This is a genomic window from Mesorhizobium sp. M0208 (genome assembly GCF_040322015.1).
Taxonomy (GTDB): Bacteria; Pseudomonadota; Alphaproteobacteria; order Rhizobiales; family Rhizobiaceae; genus Mesorhizobium.
The window spans coordinates 19,581-37,542 of the sequence record NZ_JAMYSP010000024.1 but is presented as its reverse complement, the minus strand read 5'-3'; the positions used below and the strand labels follow the sequence as shown (position 1 = coordinate 37,542).

Here is a 17,962-nt window from a genome sequence, read left to right as displayed (position 1 = left end):
CGACAGGTGAATTTGCCCACGCCTTTATGAGCAATTATCGCGCCGTGGAGCGCTGACAAGGCCGGACCGCCGCAACATGAAGCATATGAATCACCTGCCCGGTGAAACGGCGCTCTAGTTCGAACGCGCCGGCACCGCTCGGTGGGTTCGATGTCGACCCGTTAACCCGACCACCCCGTTCCGGACAGGAACTTTTGCGGAAGCTTGCCGTTTGGCTTTGCGTCCGCTTCGGCGGCTGCAATATCAGTCTTGAAAGCAATTCCGTTGGACACGAAGCCTCAAAGCGTCGAACAAGACGTCGAGCCTGTAAATGAAACTCGGGAGCAACCGGCCCGGGTGCGAGAATCTCGTGGGCGATCGGCAGAGCCCCGGCAGGAACAGCCCGACGGGAATGCCTCGCAACGAAAGGCCGGTCTGCTCGGCTTTCCCAGGCGCCATCCCTATGCGGCCGCAGCGATAGCACTTGCGCTGTTGCTCGTCGCGGCAGGCATCGCGATCTGGTGGCTGAACGCTCGCCAGTACGAATCGACCGACGACGCCTTCATAGACGCGCGCACGGTGACGATCGGCGCGCAAATAGCCGGCCGCGTTACCGAGCTGGCGGTTACCGACAATCAGCATGTACAGGCCGGCGATGTCCTCCTGCGTATCGATGACAGCGACTATCAGGCAAACCTGAAGCAGGCCGATGCCGGCGTCGCTGCGGCCGAGGCCGCAATCGTCAATGTCACCGCCCAGGTCGAGGCTCAAAACGCAAAGGTGAACGCTGCCCAGAGGCAGGTTGCCCAGGCCAAGGCGGCGCTGGATTTCGCCAAGGCCGAGGATCAACGCAACCGCGAACTCCTGGCCAGGGGCACGGCAACGCAGCAGCAGGCGCAGCAGGCGGCATCGACGTTGCGTCAGGACCAGGCCGCGCTGGACAGCGCCGAGGCCAATGTCGCCTCGGCAAAAAGCCAGGTTTCGGTCTTGCAGGCACAGGCCAGGAGCGCCGAGGCGCAGCTCGAGCAGGCCAAGGCCAGCCAGGAGCAAGCTCGCACGACGCTGTCGCGCACGACTATCACAGCACCCGCAGCCGGGCGCGCAACGAGCATTTCCGCCGCGAACGGCACCTACGCCCAACCCGGCCAGGTATTGATGATGTTCGTTCCCGACGAGGTCTGGGTGAAGGCCAACTTCAAGGAGACGCAGCTCGATCTGATGCGGCAGGGACAGCCGGTCGACATCGACATCGACGCCTACCCGGACAAGTCCTTCCATGGCCGCGTCGACAGCATCCAGGCCGGCAGCGGCACCGCCTTCAGCCTCCTGCCGGCTGAAAATGCCACCGGCAATTACGTCAAGGTGGTGCAGCGCGTGCCGGTCAAGATCGTCTTCGACAAGCCGCCGGATGTGCTTCTCGGTCCCGGCCTGTCGGTGGTGCCGACGGTCAAGGTGCGATGAACGGCGAAACCGCCAGAAATCAGGGCGAAAGCCGATCCGCCGCCGGGACGCACAATCCCTGGCTTATCGCCGTCGTCGTCTCCATCGCCACTTTCATGCTGGTGCTGGACACCTCGATCGCCAATGTCGCCCTGCGCAATATCGCCGGCAGCCTGGCGGCCGGAATGGACGAAAGCACCTGGGTGATTACCACCTATCTCGTTGCCAACTCGGTGATCATCCCGGTCAGCGGCTGGCTGGCAAACGTCATCGGCCGCAAGCGCTACTACATGCTCTGCGTTGCGACCTTCACCGTCGCGTCGCTGCTGTGCGGACTGGCGCCCAACCTGGAACTGCTCATCCTGTTCAGGGTCCTTCAGGGACTCGGCGGCGGCGGCATGGCGCCAAGCGAGCAATCGATCCTTGCCGATACGTTCCCGCCAGAAAAGCGCTCGCAGGCCTTCGCGCTTTACGGCATTGCGGTCATCGTCGCACCGACGGTCGGGCCGACGATCGGCGGCTGGCTGACGGACCATTTCTCCTGGCACTGGATCTTCTTCATCAACGTGCCGTTCGGCATCCTGTCGCTGGCGCTGGTGCAGTGGCTCTTGGTCGAACCGGACGTACTCGAACGCGAACGCAAGGAACGGCTGAAAGGCGGCCTGAAGATCGATGGGGTCGGTTTCGTCCTGGTGGCGATAGCCTTGGGGTGCCTGGAGATCTTTCTCGACCGGGGCCAGCGCTACGATTGGTTCGCCTCGAATTTCATCACCACTTTCGCAGTGATTTCCGCGATCGCGTTCCTGCTGCTTATCCCATGGGAAATCAGTCGCAGCGATCCGGTCGTCGACATGCACCTATTGTTCACGCGCCAGTTCGGCACGGCGTTCCTGGTCATGATGGCAGTCGGTGCTATCCTGTTCAGCACCACCCAGATCGTGCCGCAGCTGCAGCAGACGACATTTGCCTACACCGCGACGCTCTCGGGCCTTTCGATGATGCCGGGCGGCATCGCCATGCTGATCTTGATGCCGGTGTCCGGATTTGTAGGCAGCATCGTGCAGCCCAAATATCTGATCATGATGGGCATGTCGGTGGTCGCAGTGGCCCTTTGGCACATGACCTCGCTTACTCCGGACGCCAGCTTCCGCTTCTTTGCCTTTGCCCGTGTTTTCCTGATGGTCGGGCTGCCGTTCCTGTTCATTCCCATTTCAACCGCGGCCTATGTCGGCCTGCCCCCGCAGAAGACCAACCAGGCGTCGGCGCTGATCAACGTTGCACGCAATATCGGCGGCAGCATCGGCGTCTCGCTGTCCAACACCGTCATTTCGCAAAGCTCCCAGATCCATCAATCGAATCTGGTCGGCCACACCGCGCAATCGTCGCCCGCCTATCAGCAGGCGCTTCGGCAGGCGACTGAGCATTTCGTCGCCCAGGGTTCGCCGATGGTCGAGGCGAAGCAGCATGCGATCGGCTGGCTTGGTCAGTTGATCGCCCGCCAGGCCACGCTGCTCGCCTATGTCGATGTCTTCCGCTACTGCGCGGTGGCAACCGCCCTGCTGGTTCCGCTGGCGCTGCTGCTGCGGTCAAGCAAGTCGGGTGGCAGCCAGCCGAATCCCGAAATGGGCTGACCGGCAAGTGCGACGGTGTGGTTTTCCAAAAACGGGCAAGCCGGGAACCAGCCGACCTGTTGCGTTGTTCTGCGCCAAGAGGAGATGATTACGATGGCCACTATCCCCACACCCGAGCCGACACCGACGCCGGTGCCACCGCCTCCTATTCCCGATCCCAAGCCCGTGCGTGAGCCGGACCCCGACAGGCTCCCCGACGAGGACCCCGTTCCCAACCCGGATGAAAACGACATTCCACCGAAGCGGACGGCTTTTTAGCCGGCAATTGCCGTGATCGTTCTGCAGTGTGTACTGCGATTGCCTGCGCCAGTGGCGCCGCCTGTCAGATTTCGAGCATGGCGTAGGGGCGGCCGGTCGGCTTGGCGACATGCATGGCAACGTTATAGACCGACGCCCCGCCCGGCGTGCGGCCCTCGTAAGCGCCGCGATGCGCATGACCATGCACAACTGCGCTGACCTGGAACCGGTCTATCGTCTCGGCCAGACGTGACGAACCGAGAAACGGGAAGATCTCCAGCGGCTCGCCTTCGACCGTCTCGACGACAGGCGCGTAGTGCAGGACGACAAGCGTGCGTTTGGCGCGGACCTGCCGCATAGCGTTTTCAAGCCGCATCGCTTCGTTCACGCTTTCCGCCACCATCGACTTGATGGCCGGTTCGCCGAAGGAGCCGAGCATGCGCGATCCAAAACCGCCAACGAAACCCTTGACCCCCACGAACCCGACCTCATGAATCTCCGTCGCCTCGCCGTCGAGGAGGTGAACGCCTGCCTGGCGCAGAATATCGGTAACCTGCTCGACGGCGCCTGACTCATAGTCGTGGTTGCCAAGTACGGCGACGACCGGGATCGTGCAGGCACGCAGTTCCTCGGCAAGGATTTCGGCCTCCCTAGGCTTGCCGAGATTGGTAAGGTCGCCCGTCAGCACGAGAACCTGGGCTTCACGCGACATCTCGCCGAAAAGGTCGCGGTACGAGGCCTGGTCCTCCTTGCCGACATGCAGATCGCCGATTGCGGCGACCTTGAGAGTGCCGCCATTTTCCGCCTTTGCCGAAGCAGATTCGAGCCCGTCAGCCATCGCTATATTCTCCTTCACCGCCGACGTCGGCAAAGCCCCATTGCTTGACGTCGATCTCATAGTCGGTTCGTGAAAGCATGCGCCCGCGGCAGATCCGCATCCGGGAAGGCGGCAATTCGCGCTGCTTGGCCAGCCGGTCAAGCAGTTCGTCGAGCAGCCACGCGGGCACCCGGTCGCGCTCCGTCGGATAGATCCATCGGAAGTTCAAGAGATGCATCAGCAGAACTTCCCAATGGACTTCCATGTAGGAAAGCAGCCTTTGCCAGTCGATCTGGTCGTGCGCTTTGAGGATGGTATGCGCGACGTCGGCCCCATCGTGGCGGCCGCGATCCTGGATGAAGCATTTGGACCAGATAAGCTCGGTTGGGCCGATGATCCGCACCTGGCTGCCCAGCAATTCGGCCTGGCGAGCATGCTCCAGCCACTGGTCGTCGACAGGCATTGTGCCGTTCATCGAGGTGAAGATGACGTCGAAAAAATGCGTGCCCTTGAACACTTTGCCCAGCCACCGGTCGTCCTCGACCACGACGGCGTAGCCGATCTGCTTGAAATGGGCGAGGATGCGCGCGCAGTCGCCGGCCTTGCAGAAAATGTCCAGATCCTTGGTCGGGCGGGTGATCCCGGTATAGGCGCTTACGGCATAGGTGCCGGCGACGAGAAAGGGGATGCCGGTCGCGACAAGCTCGCGGATCGCTTCGATATAAAAGACCTCCGCTTCGGCATTGCGAGGCGTCGGGGCGGCTTTTGGATCGACCGACGGAACTGATGCCGGGATGGCGCTTTTCGGTGGGGGATCGATGATCATAAGCAATGGCTCCTGGCTCGGCAGACCAGCAGCCGCCTGTATCTAATAGCCAAGCATGCCCGATGGTTCCCGCCTGCTGCATCAGGCCGACACGCCGCCGTGGCCGGCCTTCGAAGCGGCTATGGGCGAGGTTGCGGCGGCGGCCATAAAAAGAAAAAATATGTGAGCGGCTACTTTTGGAGTCAAAATCGCAGCGCGGTCGGCCTCAAACGCGTCGAGATCGGCTCAAACGCGTCGAGGCGGAGTGGACCCCGCCATCCTCCGGTCCAGCAAGGATTGGCTTCAACATGGTTCCGGAGCTGTCGGAGGCGCTGCGCACCCGGCTTAACAGCCACTTGAGCGCCCGTAGCCAAACCGACTCTGTTTTTCGGAACGCTGCAGGCGGCGTGGCGAAAAGCCCATTCTCCATTTTGTAATTCCTCACTGTCTCAGTCCAATCAGCGTTCTTCAACGAGCAAAACTGGTGTTGGTTCCGCCTCGCCGTCGGGGAATGCGGGCTGGCCAGGCGAAGCCACCATTATGGGTTCAAGCAGGCTAGTCTCGCGCGGCAAGATCAGCGCCTCGCGAGATCGCATCCTCGGCGACCAAGTCGCGTAATTGCTAGCCGGCGGGATTCAGCTCGTATCCTGATGTGCCGGCTCTGGACACGGTCCGCGAAGGCTGAAATTGTGACCGGTATTTCCAGTTGCAAATTTGGTTGGGCTCGGCGGGATGGCGCTGGTTTCTGAAGATATTGCCAGCCATCCGGCATTGCGTCGGCACGTCCAGGCTCAGTCGCGGGCGCTGCTCCAGACCTATGAAGCGAACCCGCGGCTGGCTTCGGTGTTCGCCACGCAACAACGCTGGCTGATGGCCCATATCGGCCTTGCCTTGTATTTCGATCGAGAGCCGGACGACCATCGCAAGGGACTTACGTCCGCACGGTTCATGGACGGAATCCGCCGGCATTCGGTGGCCAGCCGCAACACCGCCGATGCCTTCCTGAAGGAGATGCTGCATTACGGTTTCATCCGGCATCTGCCGATTAAATACGGGCGCATCCGCCCCTTTGAGCCGGTCGCGGGCACTCTGGAGACGGTTGCCGGCTGGGTCATGGCTCATCTGAAAACGCTGGACAGCCTGGACGGTGGATCTCGACTGGCTGCATTCGTCGCACAACCGGACGTGCTCGCCAAACTGCAGCCGCTGGTGGCCGACGGCCTGCTTTCGTCGCATGCCGTGCGCGAGCCAAGACAGACTTTTTCCTTGTTCACCTGGCTCGACAATGGCGGCATCGTGATGGATTGGCTGATGTCCGGCGTCGATCCCGATCATGCCGACCTGGACCGAATTCCGACCGGTGTCGTCTCAATCGGAGATTTCGCGAACTGGCTCAAGCTTTCCCGGACCCACCTTTCACGCAAATTGCGCGATGCGGAGGAACTCGGCAGCATCGGCTGGCTGGGCCAGCGCGGTCATTCGGTCATGTGGGTGTCGAGCGAGTTCTATCAGGAATACATGACCGCCCAGGCGGTCAAGCTCGCCATCATCGATTCAGCCTTCGACAATTGTGTTGTAACTCCCGACGCCAGCTGAACCGCAAGCCGAACGCCGTCGTGGCGGCCTTGGCGCCGCCGCGACGGAGGTCTGGCATTTCAATCGATGTCGAACGACACGCCCTGCGCAAGCGGCAGCGCCTTGGAATAGTTCACCGTATTGGTAGCGCGCCGCATATAGGCCTTCCAGGCATCGGAACCGCTCTCGCGGCCGCCGCCGGTTTCCTTCTCGCCACCGAAGGCGCCGCCGATCTCGGCCCCTGACGTGCCTATATTGACGTTGGCGATGCCGCAGTCCGATCCGTCGACGCTAAGAAAGCGCTCGGATTCCTGCAGGTCGCGGGTAAAGATCGACGATGACAGCCCCGCTCCCACCGCATTGTGTTCTTCTAGCACGGCGTCGAAGTCCGAATATTTCATCACGTAGAGGATGGGCGCGAAGGTCTCCTCCGTCACTGGCGAAACCTGCCGCGGCATTTCGACCAGCGCCGGACGCACATAGTAGGCCTCGGGATGGCCGTTCTCGACCCGCATTCCGCCGGTTATCTTACCGCCATGCGAAGCCGCCTCCTCCAGCGCCTTCTGCATATTCTTGTAGGCAGCCTTATCGATCAGCGGGCCGACCAGAGCGCTTGTCTCCAGCGGATTGCCGACCGAGACGCTTCCATAGGCCTTCTTCAGGCGCGGAACGAGCTGGTCGTAGACGCTCTCATGCACGAACAGGCGCCTGAGCGTCGTGCAGCGCTGGCCGGCCGTGCCCATGGCGCCGAAGGCGATTGCGCGGAGCGCCATGTCGAGATCGGCCGTCGGGCAGACGATGCCGGCATTGTTGCCGCCGAGCTCCAGCACGGCACGGGCAAAGCGCTTCGCCAGCCGTGGTCCGACGTCCCTGCCCATGCGCGTCGAGCCGGTCGCCGAGACCAGCGGCACCTTGGGATGATCGACCAGGATCTCGCCGACGGCGCGATCGCCGATCAGAACCGGCGCCAGCCCCTTCGGCGCATCGCCGAAACGCTCTGCTGCACGCTTGAAGATCGCTTCGCAGGCGAGCGCCGTCAGCGGTGTCTTCTCGGACGGCTTCCACACCACCGCGTCGCCGCAGACCAGCGCAAGTGCTGCGTTCCACGACCATACCGCGACCGGAAAGTTGAAGGCCGAGATGACCCCGACGACGCCGAGCGGATGCCAGGTTTCCATCATACGATGGCCGGGACGCTCGGTGGCGATGGTCAGGCCGTACAGTTGCCGGGAAAGACCGACGGCGAAATCGCAGATGTCGATCATCTCCTGCACTTCGCCAAGACCCTCGGATGGGATCTTGCCGACTTCGATCGATACCAACCGGCCAAGCTCGGCCTTGTGTGTGCGCAATTCCTCGCCGAGCAGCCGTACCAGTTCTCCACGTTTGGGAGCTGGCACCTGCCGCCACGCCAGGAAAGCTTTGTAGGCATTGTCGATGGTCGTCGCCGCATCGGCCGGCGAGATGGTCTTCAGCGCGGCGATCTGCTCGCCGGTCACCGGGCTGCGGACGATGAGGTCGCCGCCCGTGAGCGCGCCTTCGGCAACGCCCAGTTTCGCCAGAAGCCCGGCCGTTTCCTTCGCAATCGTCATTTTCATCCCTTTCAGATCCCGTCGCTCATATGGCGTCGGTCCAAGCCTGGCGCCATACCCGCCCCCTGCCGGTTGGCACACCAGGCGCTGTCATGGCGTGGCATTACTCGTTTCAGGGAAAAATCGCCACCCCGGCATGGTCTAAGCAAAGGTCAGACCGTTGAACCAGGCGAAGGCGTCGGATCAATGCGCCGTTTGCTTGGCGCCTTCTTTCATCAGCCGGTCGATATGCATGCGGATATGCGCGGCCTCGGCGGCGGTATTGGCAAGCGCGATGGCGCGGTCGAAAGCGACGCGCGCCTCCTCGCCGCGGTCAAGCTGCATCAGCAGTCCGCCCTTGAGGCCGAAGAAATGGAAATAGCCGGAAAGCCGCCCCTCCAGCGGCTCGATCATGGCGAGTGCGGCTTCCGGTCCACGCACCTTGGAGACCGCGACGGCGCGGTTGAGCGTCACCACCGGCGACGGCTGCATCTGCTCGAGCAGGCCGTAGAGCAGGTCGATCTCGTTCCAGTCCGTATCCTCGGGCTTTTCCGCCCGCGCATGCAGTGCGGCGATCGCCGCTTGCACCTGGTACGGACCGGGCTTGCGATGGCGCAACGCCTTATCGACCAGCGCCAGGCCTTCATCGATCATCTTGCGGCTCCACAGGCTGCGGTCCTGGTCTTCGAGCAGCACGATCTCGCCGTTCTCGTCGAAGCGGGCAGGCGCGCGTGCATGTTGCAGCAGCAACAGCGCCGTCAGCCCCATGATCTCCGGCTCGGTCTGGAACAGCCTGAGCAGCAGCCGGGCCAGCCGGATCGCCTCTTCGCAAAGCGGCGCACGCGCCGATGCCTCGCCGCTGTTGCTGGAATAGCCTTCGTTGAAGATCAGGTAGACCATGGCAGCGACGGCGGCGAGCCGTTCGGAGCGCTCGACCGCTCCCGGCGTCTCGAACGGCACCCCGGCGTCGGCGATACGCGCCTTGGCGCGCGTGATACGCTGCTCCATCGCGCTCTCACCGACGAGGAAGGCGCGGGCGATCTGCTTGACCGTCAGGCCGGAGACGATGCGCAACGCCACGGCGATCTGCTGTGTGGCCGGCAGGTCTGGATGGCAGCAGATGAACAGCAGCCGCAAAATATCGTCACGGTAATGCGCCCCGTCCAGCCGCTCGGCGACGTCGCTCTCGGCATCTTCCAGGTCGGAGATCTGGTCCTCCTCCGGCAGCGGCGCCTGCTTGGCGCGCTTGCGCACCGCATCGATGCCGCTGTTGCGGCCGACGAAGATCAGCCAGGCTGCCGGATCGCGCGGCGGGCCGTTTTTCGGCCAGTTGTTCAGTGCCCTCAGGCAGGCGTCCTGGAATGCTTCCTCCGCCGCGTCGAGGTCGCGGAAGTAGCGCAGCAATGCCCCCATCACCTGCGGGCGAGCGGTGCTGATTGCCGTGCTGATCCAGGCGAGTTCGGTCATGCGGAAACCTTGGCGGGATTGAAGAGCGAGACCGGCCGGATTTCATAGGAGCCGCCGCTCGGGTTGACCTCGGAAAGCTCACGCGCGAAGTCGACCGCCTCATCGAGGTCGGCGCATTCGAGCGTGTAGAAGCCGAGGAACTGTTCCTTGGTTTCGGCAAACGGGCCGTCGATGACGATCGATTCGCCCTTGACCTTCCTCAGCGTCGTCGCCGCGGTCGTCGGCAAGAGCCGCGCCACCGGGCCAAGGCGGCCCGCCTGGGCATATTTTTCCTGCACACCCAGAAGTTTTTCCATGACGGCATCGTCCTGCTCCTTGCTCCAGGAGCAGACGACGTCTTCAGAGGCATAGCAGAGGATCGCGTAGAGCATGGTTCGTCCTTTTCTCAAAGGACGAAACACTAGGACCGATGCCGACATGGCGTCGACAAAAAAATACGCCGCGGTCCGACGTCAGCTTTCTCTCGCCTTCAGCCATCTCAAGACCAGGGCCTCCTCGTCGTCTAGCCCGGCGACCGAGCGCTTGCCTTTGTTGGCATCCGCCATTTCGTCGAGCAGCCGTCCTTCGGACCAGGCGCGGAAGACCTCCGGATGAATATAGCATTGGCGACAGACCGCGCGTGTGTTGCCAAGCCGCTCGGCAACCTTGTCGATGACATTGTTCATCACCCGCTTTTGCTGCGCCTGGCTTTCGGGACGTTCGGTTTGGGCAAACAGCGACGCGGCATGAATGGTGCCACCCCAGGTTCTGAAGTGCTTGGAACTGAACTCCGCTCCGGCGTGTTCCCTGATATAGCGGTTGACGTCGTCTGAGCGCACCGGACGCCTGTTTCCCTCCTCGTCGAGATACTGGAACAACTTCTGCCCCGGCAGGTCCTGCGCTCCACGCACGACCTTGGCAATCCGGCGATCGACAAGCTTCAATCTCCATTCCTTGCCGGATTTGCCGATGAAGGCGAAGCGCAGGCTCGAGCCCTTGATGTCGACATGGCGGTCGCGCAGCGTGGTCAACCCAAAACTCTTATTGTCGCGCGCGTAGGCGGCATTGCCGACACGGATCATCGTGTTGTCGAGCAGCCAGACGATAGCCGAAACGACGCGTTCCAGCGGCAGGCCGTGACGGCGCAAATCGACGTCGATCTGCCGCCGCAGTTCGGGCAGGCTCTCGGCGAAGGCGACCAGGCTCGAATATTTGACGCCGTCACGCTCCTCCGCCCAGTGCGGGTGATAGCGGTATTGTTTGCGTCCACGCTGGTCCCTACCGGTCGCCTGGATATGACCATCGGAATCCGGCGAGATCCAGACGTCCGTCCAGGCCGGGGGGATGGCGAGCGCCTTGATGCGTGCCAGCGCCTCCCCGTCGACAATCCGCCCGTCGGGTCCTTTGTACGAGAACCCCTTGCCCGAACGCAGCCGGCGAATACCGGGTTCAGTGTCGGTGACATAATTGAGCGAGGCCCGAACGGCCGAGGCTTGCGCGCCATTCTCCAGCGCCCCGTTCCGCGGCACCCCGTTCTTTGGTGCAGCTTTCCTCACAGCCGATCGGCCAGACGACGACTCGGATTTGTCGAGCATGTCCTCTCCACGGAATTTCCGTAGATAAGCCGCTTGCCGGCTGCGGGTTCCACCGCCTCTTGATCTCTTGGTTCCAGAACAGCCTATCGACGTCGCCGTGCAACGAAGACATGCGTCATCACGCCTTTTCGAGCACGACCGGTATGACGTCGACCGCCTGTTCGCCGACCTGCCCGCCCGTGGTTTTCAACACGCCGACGATCGGCGCCACATCGGAGTAGTCGCGGCCGTAGCCGACCGTGATATGGTCGTTGCTTGCCCGCATGCCATTGGTCGGATCGAATTCCTGCCAGCCGGCATCGCGTCCGCACCACACCTTGACCCAGGCATGCATGGCGTCGGCGCCTTCGAGCCGCGGCTTTCCGCGCGGCGGGATGGTGCGCAGGAACCCGCTGACATAGCCGGCAGGAATGCCGAGGCCGCGCAGGCCGGCGATCATGATGTGGGAAAAATCCTGGCAGACGCCGCGCTTCAGGCCGAAGGCGTCGCTGGCCCGCGTCTGCACGGTGGTCGCCTCGCCGTCATAGGTGAAATCGCGGTGAATGCGGTTGCACAGAGCCATGGCCGTGCCGACTGTCGAACTGCCGGCACTGTCTTTCGCATAGGCAGTGATTGCCGGGTCGATGCCGGCATGATCGCTGGTGGCCAGAAAGTGATGCGGCGACGCCGGCGCCAGCGAGTGCACGGCGCCGAGTTCTTCCCTCAGCCGGCGTATGTCCGGCGATACGTCGAGCCCGGGCTCCGGCCGCGACACTGAAACACGCGCGCTCATCCTGATGTCGAGCGCATCATGCGCGTCACGAAAGGCGATCGAGGTGACACTGTTGCCGAAAAAGTCGGAAAAGTCGGAGCGTTCGCTGGGCGCCGGCACAAAAGACAGTGAAGCGGCGACGACGCGCTGCACGCCAGGGATGGTCGGCGGCAGCACGCGCACCTGATGGCGGCCGCCACCGGCCGCCGCATCATAGTCGTAACGCAGGTGAAGCCTGATGTCATAGAGCATGCTGTCTCTACCCGAAATAGGCTTTGGCGAGGCTGTTGTAGAGCCCGCCGATTTCATTGGCGAGATCGCCGAGGGCCTCGGCCGTCATGTCCGAGGGCTCCTTGATGGCGATCGACGTGTTGAGCTGCAGAATTTCCTTGGCCGCCGGCGACATATGGCCTTCAGCCCCGACGGAGGGCAGCAGCGCGATTTCGGCCTTCAGCCGTTCGAGCTGGAAAAGGATCGAGCGCGGGTTGAGCGGATCGAGCGCCAGAAGGTCGACCACCGTGCGCCGCCCCGCCTGCACCGGATATTGCCGACGGTGCGTCATGACGCTGTCGCCGATCTCCAGCATCATGTCGAGTGCGCCTTCAGGCGCCTGGGCTCTGGTCAGCCGGGCGAGCGTGCGGGCGATCTGGATGCCGCGTTCGAGCCTGCGGCCGATTTCGAGGAAACGCCAGCCGGCAAAGCGGTACATGTTCTCGTGCAGCAGGCCGGAAAACCCGGCCAGCTTGCGCAGGATCACCGTCATTGCCCTTGTCGCGTCATCGCCCGGCGCCACAGTGGCGGCAAATTGATGGATGGTCTTCGACAGATCCTTCAATGCCAGCCAGCCATCCGGCGAGAAACGGTCTCGGATCTGTCCGGCACTGTAGACGGCGCTGTCCAGGGTGCTGATGAGCCCCAATGGGATTGCCGTCTCGACGTCGATGCCGAACGGCGCGAGATGGTCCCTGATATCGGCGAGCAGCGGCATCTCGGGATCGGATGTCTCGGCCAGCCGCACATGGTAGGCGCGCAGGATGCGCACCGTGTCTTCCGACCGCTCGATATAGCGCCCAAGCCATGTCAGGTTTTCCGCCGCGCGGCTGGGCAGGCTGCCTGGCAAGGTTCGGGTAAAGCTGTCGTGCTCCTGCGGCAGCAGCGTCTCGCGCTCCACCGGCCTGTCGCTGACCACCCAGACATCCGCCGCCTGGCCGCCACGCTGCATGGCGATGGCCGTCGGGTCGAGCGAAAAGCCGACACGGGCAAAACCGCCCGGCATCACGGTCCAGCCTTCGGGCGTCCGCGCCAGATAGACGCGCAGGCTTGCCGGCCGCGGCTCCAGCCAGCCGCCGACATAGACCGGGGTGGTCGACAGCGTCACCGCTTCCTGGCCGACGAAGTCGCCGCCGTCCCGTTCGATCCGGGCGACGAGTTCGGCCCGCTCCTCGACCGACAGCGCTGACCCGAGCTTGGTCGAGCCGTCATCCTCGAAGGCGAGCCGCGTCGACAGCGCCGGACCGATCACCATGCTATCGATATTGGCGAGCACATGCTCGCGCTCCGCCTCCTGCCCGCACCACCACGTCGCCACGGTCGGCAGCAGCAGTTCCTCGTTGCGCAGGGCGCGCGAAATCTTCGGCAGGAAGGCGAGCAGCGCGCGTGTCTCCATCAGGCCGGAGCCCAGCGCGTTGACGGCCGAAACCGCCCCCTGCCGGACCGCTTCGACCAGCCCCGGCGTGCCGATCTGCGAGTCCGGCCGCAGTTCGAGCGGATCGGCGAAGGCGGCGTCGAGCCGCCGCCACAAGACGCTCACCGGCATCAGCCCCGAAACCGTGCGCACCATCAGCCTGCCGCCCGAGACGGTCAGGTCCTCGCCCTCGAGCAGCATGATGCCGAGATAGCGGGCGATATAGGCATGTTCGTAATAGGTTTCGTTCAGCGGTCCCGGCGTCAGGATGGCGACACGGCCACCGGCTTGCTTGGCCATGCCGATCAGCGCATCGCGAAAACGGCGGAAGAAGCCGGCCAGGCGGTGCACATGCATTTCGCCGTAGATGTCGGACAGCGCCCTGGTGGTGGCGACGCGGTTTTCCAGTGCGAAGCCGGCGCCAGATGGGGCCTGTGTGCGGTCGCCAAGCACCCACCAGCGGCCGTCCGGGCCACGACCGAGCTCGAAGGCGCAGAAATGCAGGAAATGGCCGCTGGCCGGCCTGGTGCCGACGACCGGCCGCAAATATTCCGGGCTGGCCGCGATCAATCCGGCCGGCAGAATGCCTTTCTCGACCAGCCGGTTCGGCCCGTAAATGTCGGCGATGGTCTCCTCGAACAGATCGGCGCGCTGGACCAGGCCGGCGCTGATCTCAGCCCATTCCTGCTCCTCGATCAGCAGCGGCACATGTGCCAGCGGCCATTCCCGCTCGTTGGCGCCGGCCTTGTCATAGACTCGGTAGTAGACGCCGGCGTCGCGGAGGTATTGGTCGGCGCGGGCGAAGCGCTGGGCAAGCTTTTCCGGCCCCAGGTCCTCCAGCGCCTCGATGAAGTGCCGCCAGGCCGGCCGCGGATTGCCCGACGCATCGACCATCTCGTCGACGACGCCGTCGATCGGCTGGTAGTGCTCCAGCAGACTGTGGGTCTGCGGCTTGCTGCGCAGCCTTTTGTGATTCCCCTTCGCCATGGCTGATCAGAGTCTTTGCGGTCGCCGAAGGTCAAGGGTCATCGGGAAATCTTCAGAGCCTTCTTCGTTGCGCAGCACATAGCTGGACGGCGTATGGCCACGCGGCTCGAAGCGGGCGAGCCGCCGCGCCTCCGCTTCGTTGCCGTTGACGGGGAACGTGTCGTAGCTGCGCCCGCCGGGATGCGCGACGTGGTAGACGCAGCCGCCGACCGCGCGGCCCGACCAGCGGTCATAGATGTCGAAGACCAGCGGCGTGTTGACCGGCAGCGCCGGATGCAGGCCCGACGCCGGCTGCCAGGCCTTGAAGCGCACGCCGGCCACCGCGATCTCGCGGTTGTCGGTCACCTTCATCGGCACCAGGCGGCCGTTGCAGACGACCGCGTGACGCTCCGGGTTGAGCCCCTCGGTCTTCACCTGCAGCCGCTCGACGGAGGAATCGACAAAGCGCACGGTGCCGCCGATCGCGCCTTGCTCGCCCATCACATGCCACGGCTCCAGCGCCTGCCTGAGCTCCAGCTTGATACCGGCATGCTGGACCTCGCCGCAGAACGGGAAGCGGAATTCGAGCTGGGCGTCGAACCATTCCGGACGGAATGCAAAGCCGTTCAGCTTGAGGTCGTCCAGCACATCGAGAAAGTCAGCCCAGACATAATGCGGCAGCATGAAACGGTCGTGCAGCGAGGTGCCCCAGCGCACGAAGCGGCCGTCGAGCGGGTTCTTCCAGGCCCGAGCGATGATGGCGCGCACCAGCAATTGCTGCGCCAGGCTCATGCGCGCGTTGGGCGGCATCTCGAAGCCGCGGAATTCGACCAGCCCGAGCCGGCCGGTCGGCCCGTCCGGCGAAAATAGCTTGTCGATGCAGATTTCCGAGCGATGGGTATTGCCGGTCACGTCGGTCAGAAGGTTGCGGAACAGCCGGTCGACCAGCCACGGCAGCGGTGCCGCGCCCTTGTCCGGATGCGGCACCTGCGCCATCGCGATTTCGAGTTCGTAGAGCGAATCGTGGCGTGCCTCGTCGAAGCGCGGCGCCTGGCTGGTCGGGCCGATGAACAGGCCGGAGAACAGATAGGACAGCGACGGATGCCGCTGCCACTGCAGCACCAGGCTTTTCAACAGGTCGGGGCGGCGCAGGAACGGACTGTCATTGGGCGTTGCGCCGCCGACGACAACGTGGTTGCCGCCGCCGGTGCCGGTATGGCGGCCATCGATCATGAACTTGTCGGCGCCAAGCCGCGTCTGCCGCGCCTCCTCGTAGATCGCCGTGGTCGTCGCCACGCAATCCTGCCAATTCGCGGCGGGGTGGATATTGACTTCGATGACGCCGGGATCGGGTGCCACACGGATGACGTTGAGGCGCGGATCGTGCGGCGGGCCGTAACCCTCGATATGCACAGGCAGGCCAATAGCCTTTGCCGCGTTCTCCGCCGCCGCGACCAGTTCGAGATAGTCCTCCAGCGCCTCGACAGGCGGCATGAACACACAAAGCCGTCCGTCGCGCGGCTCGGCCGAAAGTGCCGTGCGCACGGCGCCGCCGATCTCGGTGATCTCCTGTTCGACGCGGTCCTGCTGGCCGGTAACGGCCGTGAAGGAAACGGCCTGCTGGCGTCGCGCCATTTCGTCGGCGCCTTCAAGTTCGGCCGACGCAGGCGAAGAAGCAGAATCGGGCAAGATCGCCTCACGCGCCGGCAATGGTCCGCGCGGCAGCGATGGGTCGACCGGCACGATGTAGGGGAACTGCGCCGGCGGCACGTAAGGCAGCGTGCCGAGCGGCAGGCGGTAACCTACCGGTGAATCTCCCGGCACCAGGAACAGCCTGCCGCGCCGCGTCTTCCACTTCTCCGAGCGCCAGCGCGGTCCTGACGCCTGGCTGTTCCAGCGCTGGACAGGCAGCACATAGCCCGACGGCTTGGTCAGCCCGCGTTCGAACACCCGCGCCATGCGGCTGCGCTCCTCCGGGTCCTCCAGCTTCGAATTGGAAGGATCGACGTTGTCAGGCAGCTTGCCTTCCTTGAGCAGCCATTCGGCGGGGTCCTCATAGGCTTCGCTGACCATCGTCTTGTCGATGCCGAGTTCGTCGGCAATCGCGGTCAGCAGGCTCTCGGCCTGCATCGGTCCGACATCCGCCTCGCTCTTTTCATGCGCGATCAGCGACGGGTCGCTCCACACCGGCTCGCCGTCGGTGCGCCAGTAGAGCGAGAAGGTCCAGCGCGGCAGGCTTTCGCCGGGATACCATTTGCCCTGTCCGTAATGCAGGAAGCCGCCCGGCGCGAAGCGCTCGCGCAGCCGGCGGATCAGCGCATCGGCCTTTTCGCGTTTGGTTGGCCCGACGGCGGCGGTGTTCCACTCTGCAGCCTCGAAATCGTCGATCGAGACGAAGGTCGGCTCGCCGCCCATGGTCAGCCGCACGTCGCCGGCATCAAGCGCGGCGTCAACCTGGTTGCCCAGCGCATCGAGCGCCTGCCAGCTTTCGTCGGAAAACGGCTTGGTAATGCGCGGATGCTCGGCGATGCGGTCGACCCGCATGTCGAAGCCGAACTCGACATTGGCGAAGCTCGCCATGCCGGAGATCGGCGCGGCATTGCGGAAATGCGGCGTTGCCGCGAGAGGCACATGGCTTTCGCCGGTGAGCAGGCCGGAGGTCGGGTCGAAGCCGATCCAGCCGGCGCCCGGCAGATACACCTCGCACCAGGCATGGAGATCGGTGAAGTCGACTGCGGTGCCGGGCGGTCCGTCAAGCGCGACGAGGTCGGGCTTCAGCTGGATCAGGTAGCCGGAAACGAAGCGCGCAGCGATGCCGAGGTTCCTCAGTATCTGCACCAGGAGCCAGCTGGAATCCCGGCACGACCCCTTGCCGGCGGCCAGCGTTTCCTCGGGCGAGAAGACGCCGGTTTCCATGCGCACGATATAGGCGATCTCGCGCTGCAGCCTCGCATTGAGGTCGACGACAAAATTGACGGTGTTGGTCGGGCTGCGGTCGAGGGTTTTGAGGAATGCCTCCAACAGCGGCCCCGCCGGTTCCGGCGTCCGGTAGATGGTCAGATCGTCCCTGATCTCTTCGGGGTATTCGAACGGAAACGTCTCGGCCGAGGGCTCGACGAAGAAATCGAACGGATTGTAGACTGTCATGTCGGCAACGAGATCGACCTCGATCTTCAGTTCCGTCACCGGCTCGGGGAAGACGAAGCGGGCAAGGAAATTGCCGTAGGGATCCTGCTGCAAATTGACGAAGTGATTTGCCGGCCCGACCTTCAGCGAATGGCTGAGCACTTTCGTGCGGGAATGCGGCGCAGGCTGCAACCTTATGACTTGCGGGCCCAAGACGACCGGCCTGTCGTATTTGTAGTGGGTCAGGTGATAGACGGCTGCCAGAATTGCCATGGTGCCCCTGAGGTCGGCGTTTCAAAAGGAGTTCGCTGAACCCTGACACGAATGCTGAGCATTCTC

13 protein-coding genes are annotated in these 17,962 nt (G+C 63.8%); 4 read left to right on the top strand and 9 right to left on the bottom strand.

Going from position 1 to position 17,962, the window contains the following annotated elements:
* The first annotated feature begins 336 nt into the window (after window positions 1-336).
* The 3 genes from NKJ17_RS22350 (at window position 337) to NKJ17_RS22340 (ending at window position 3,308) form a co-directional block, all read left to right on the top strand.
* Window positions 337-1,440 carry an HlyD family secretion protein gene (locus tag NKJ17_RS22350; RefSeq protein ID WP_352506285.1) on the top strand — a complete coding sequence of 368 codons (1,104 nt, stop codon included), beginning with the start codon at window positions 337-339 and terminating at the stop codon, window positions 1,438-1,440.
* On the top strand, window positions 1,437-3,050 hold the full coding sequence (locus tag NKJ17_RS22345) for a DHA2 family efflux MFS transporter permease subunit (protein ID WP_352506286.1): 1,614 nt from the start codon (window positions 1,437-1,439) through the stop codon (window positions 3,048-3,050). The genes NKJ17_RS22350 and NKJ17_RS22345 overlap by 4 nt, the downstream gene beginning before the upstream one ends.
* A 93-nt stretch (window positions 3,051-3,143) precedes the next feature.
* The gene (locus tag NKJ17_RS22340; RefSeq protein ID WP_352478323.1) at window positions 3,144-3,308 is read left to right on the top strand and encodes a hypothetical protein; all 165 of its coding nucleotides are present in this window, start codon (window positions 3,144-3,146) and stop codon (window positions 3,306-3,308) included.
* A gap of 64 nt (window positions 3,309-3,372) precedes the next feature.
* Here NKJ17_RS22340 and NKJ17_RS22335 read toward each other — a convergent pair whose 3' ends face one another.
* Together NKJ17_RS22335 and NKJ17_RS22330 are read right to left on the bottom strand one after the other, a co-directional pair.
* Window positions 3,373-4,125, bottom strand: coding sequence for a metallophosphoesterase family protein (locus tag NKJ17_RS22335; protein WP_352478321.1), 753 nt, complete (start codon window positions 4,123-4,125; stop codon window positions 3,373-3,375).
* Complete coding sequence (locus NKJ17_RS22330; RefSeq protein WP_254817010.1) at window positions 4,118-4,930, bottom strand: nucleotidyltransferase family protein; 813 nt, start codon at window positions 4,928-4,930, stop codon at window positions 4,118-4,120. The genes NKJ17_RS22335 and NKJ17_RS22330 overlap by 8 nt, the downstream gene beginning before the upstream one ends.
* 711 nt (window positions 4,931-5,641) lie before the next feature.
* On the opposite strand from NKJ17_RS22330, the gene NKJ17_RS22325 reads away from it, so the two are divergent.
* Complete coding sequence (locus NKJ17_RS22325; RefSeq protein WP_352689986.1) at window positions 5,642-6,505, top strand: hypothetical protein; 864 nt, start codon at window positions 5,642-5,644, stop codon at window positions 6,503-6,505.
* Window positions 6,506-6,564: 59 nt separating this feature from the next.
* On the opposite strand, the gene amaB is transcribed toward NKJ17_RS22325, so the two are convergent.
* The 7 genes from amaB to NKJ17_RS22290 form a co-directional block, all read right to left on the bottom strand.
* Window positions 6,565-8,076: an L-piperidine-6-carboxylate dehydrogenase gene (gene amaB, locus NKJ17_RS22320; RefSeq protein WP_352689998.1), complete on the bottom strand. Its 1,512-nt coding sequence runs from the start codon at window positions 8,074-8,076 to the stop codon at window positions 6,565-6,567.
* Between the two features lie 183 nt (window positions 8,077-8,259).
* The gene (locus NKJ17_RS22315; protein WP_254817008.1) at window positions 8,260-9,522 is read right to left on the bottom strand and encodes an RNA polymerase sigma factor; all 1,263 of its coding nucleotides are present in this window, start codon (window positions 9,520-9,522) and stop codon (window positions 8,260-8,262) included.
* Window positions 9,519-9,893 carry a YciI family protein gene (locus NKJ17_RS22310; RefSeq protein WP_254817007.1) on the bottom strand — a complete coding sequence of 125 codons (375 nt, stop codon included), beginning with the start codon at window positions 9,891-9,893 and terminating at the stop codon, window positions 9,519-9,521. The genes NKJ17_RS22315 and NKJ17_RS22310 overlap by 4 nt, the downstream gene beginning before the upstream one ends.
* Window positions 9,894-9,974: 81 nt before the next feature.
* Complete coding sequence (locus tag NKJ17_RS22305) at window positions 9,975-11,096, bottom strand: DNA topoisomerase IB (RefSeq protein ID WP_352689985.1); 1,122 nt, start codon at window positions 11,094-11,096, stop codon at window positions 9,975-9,977.
* A 118-nt stretch (window positions 11,097-11,214) separates the two neighbouring features.
* Complete coding sequence (locus tag NKJ17_RS22300; protein ID WP_352689984.1) at window positions 11,215-12,099, bottom strand: transglutaminase family protein; 885 nt, start codon at window positions 12,097-12,099, stop codon at window positions 11,215-11,217.
* Window positions 12,100-12,106: 7 nt separating this feature from the next.
* The gene (locus NKJ17_RS22295; protein WP_352689983.1) at window positions 12,107-14,518 is read right to left on the bottom strand and encodes a circularly permuted type 2 ATP-grasp protein; all 2,412 of its coding nucleotides are present in this window, start codon (window positions 14,516-14,518) and stop codon (window positions 12,107-12,109) included.
* 6 nt (window positions 14,519-14,524) lie between these two features.
* A complete protein-coding gene (locus tag NKJ17_RS22290) occupies window positions 14,525-17,896 on the bottom strand; it encodes a transglutaminase family protein (RefSeq protein WP_352689982.1) in 3,372 nt (1,123 codons plus the stop codon).
* Window positions 17,897-17,962 lie beyond the last annotated feature (66 nt).

What these genes read in the sequence shown, in the direction of transcription:
- NKJ17_RS22295 (WP_352689983.1), bottom strand. Translation starts at nt 14,518, where the DNA reads ATGGCGAAGGGGAATCACAAAAGGCTGCGCAGCAAGCCGCAGACCCAC.
- amaB (WP_352689998.1), bottom strand. Translation starts at nt 8,076, where the DNA reads ATGACGATTGCGAAGGAAACGGCCGGGCTTCTGGCGAAACTGGGCGTT.
- NKJ17_RS22335 (WP_352478321.1), bottom strand. Translation starts at nt 4,125, where the DNA reads ATGGCTGACGGGCTCGAATCTGCTTCGGCAAAGGCGGAAAATGGCGGC.
- NKJ17_RS22300 (WP_352689984.1), bottom strand. Translation starts at nt 12,099, where the DNA reads ATGCTCTATGACATCAGGCTTCACCTGCGTTACGACTATGATGCGGCG.
- NKJ17_RS22340 (WP_352478323.1), top strand. Translation starts at nt 3,144, where the DNA reads ATGGCCACTATCCCCACACCCGAGCCGACACCGACGCCGGTGCCACCG.
- NKJ17_RS22325 (WP_352689986.1), top strand. Translation starts at nt 5,642, where the DNA reads ATGGCGCTGGTTTCTGAAGATATTGCCAGCCATCCGGCATTGCGTCGG.
- NKJ17_RS22305 (WP_352689985.1), bottom strand. Translation starts at nt 11,096, where the DNA reads ATGCTCGACAAATCCGAGTCGTCGTCTGGCCGATCGGCTGTGAGGAAA.
- NKJ17_RS22315 (WP_254817008.1), bottom strand. Translation starts at nt 9,522, where the DNA reads ATGACCGAACTCGCCTGGATCAGCACGGCAATCAGCACCGCTCGCCCG.
- NKJ17_RS22290 (WP_352689982.1), bottom strand. Translation starts at nt 17,896, where the DNA reads ATGGCAATTCTGGCAGCCGTCTATCACCTGACCCACTACAAATACGAC.
- NKJ17_RS22310 (WP_254817007.1), bottom strand. Translation starts at nt 9,893, where the DNA reads ATGCTCTACGCGATCCTCTGCTATGCCTCTGAAGACGTCGTCTGCTCC.
- NKJ17_RS22345 (WP_352506286.1), top strand. Translation starts at nt 1,437, where the DNA reads ATGAACGGCGAAACCGCCAGAAATCAGGGCGAAAGCCGATCCGCCGCC.
- NKJ17_RS22330 (WP_254817010.1), bottom strand. Translation starts at nt 4,930, where the DNA reads ATGATCATCGATCCCCCACCGAAAAGCGCCATCCCGGCATCAGTTCCG.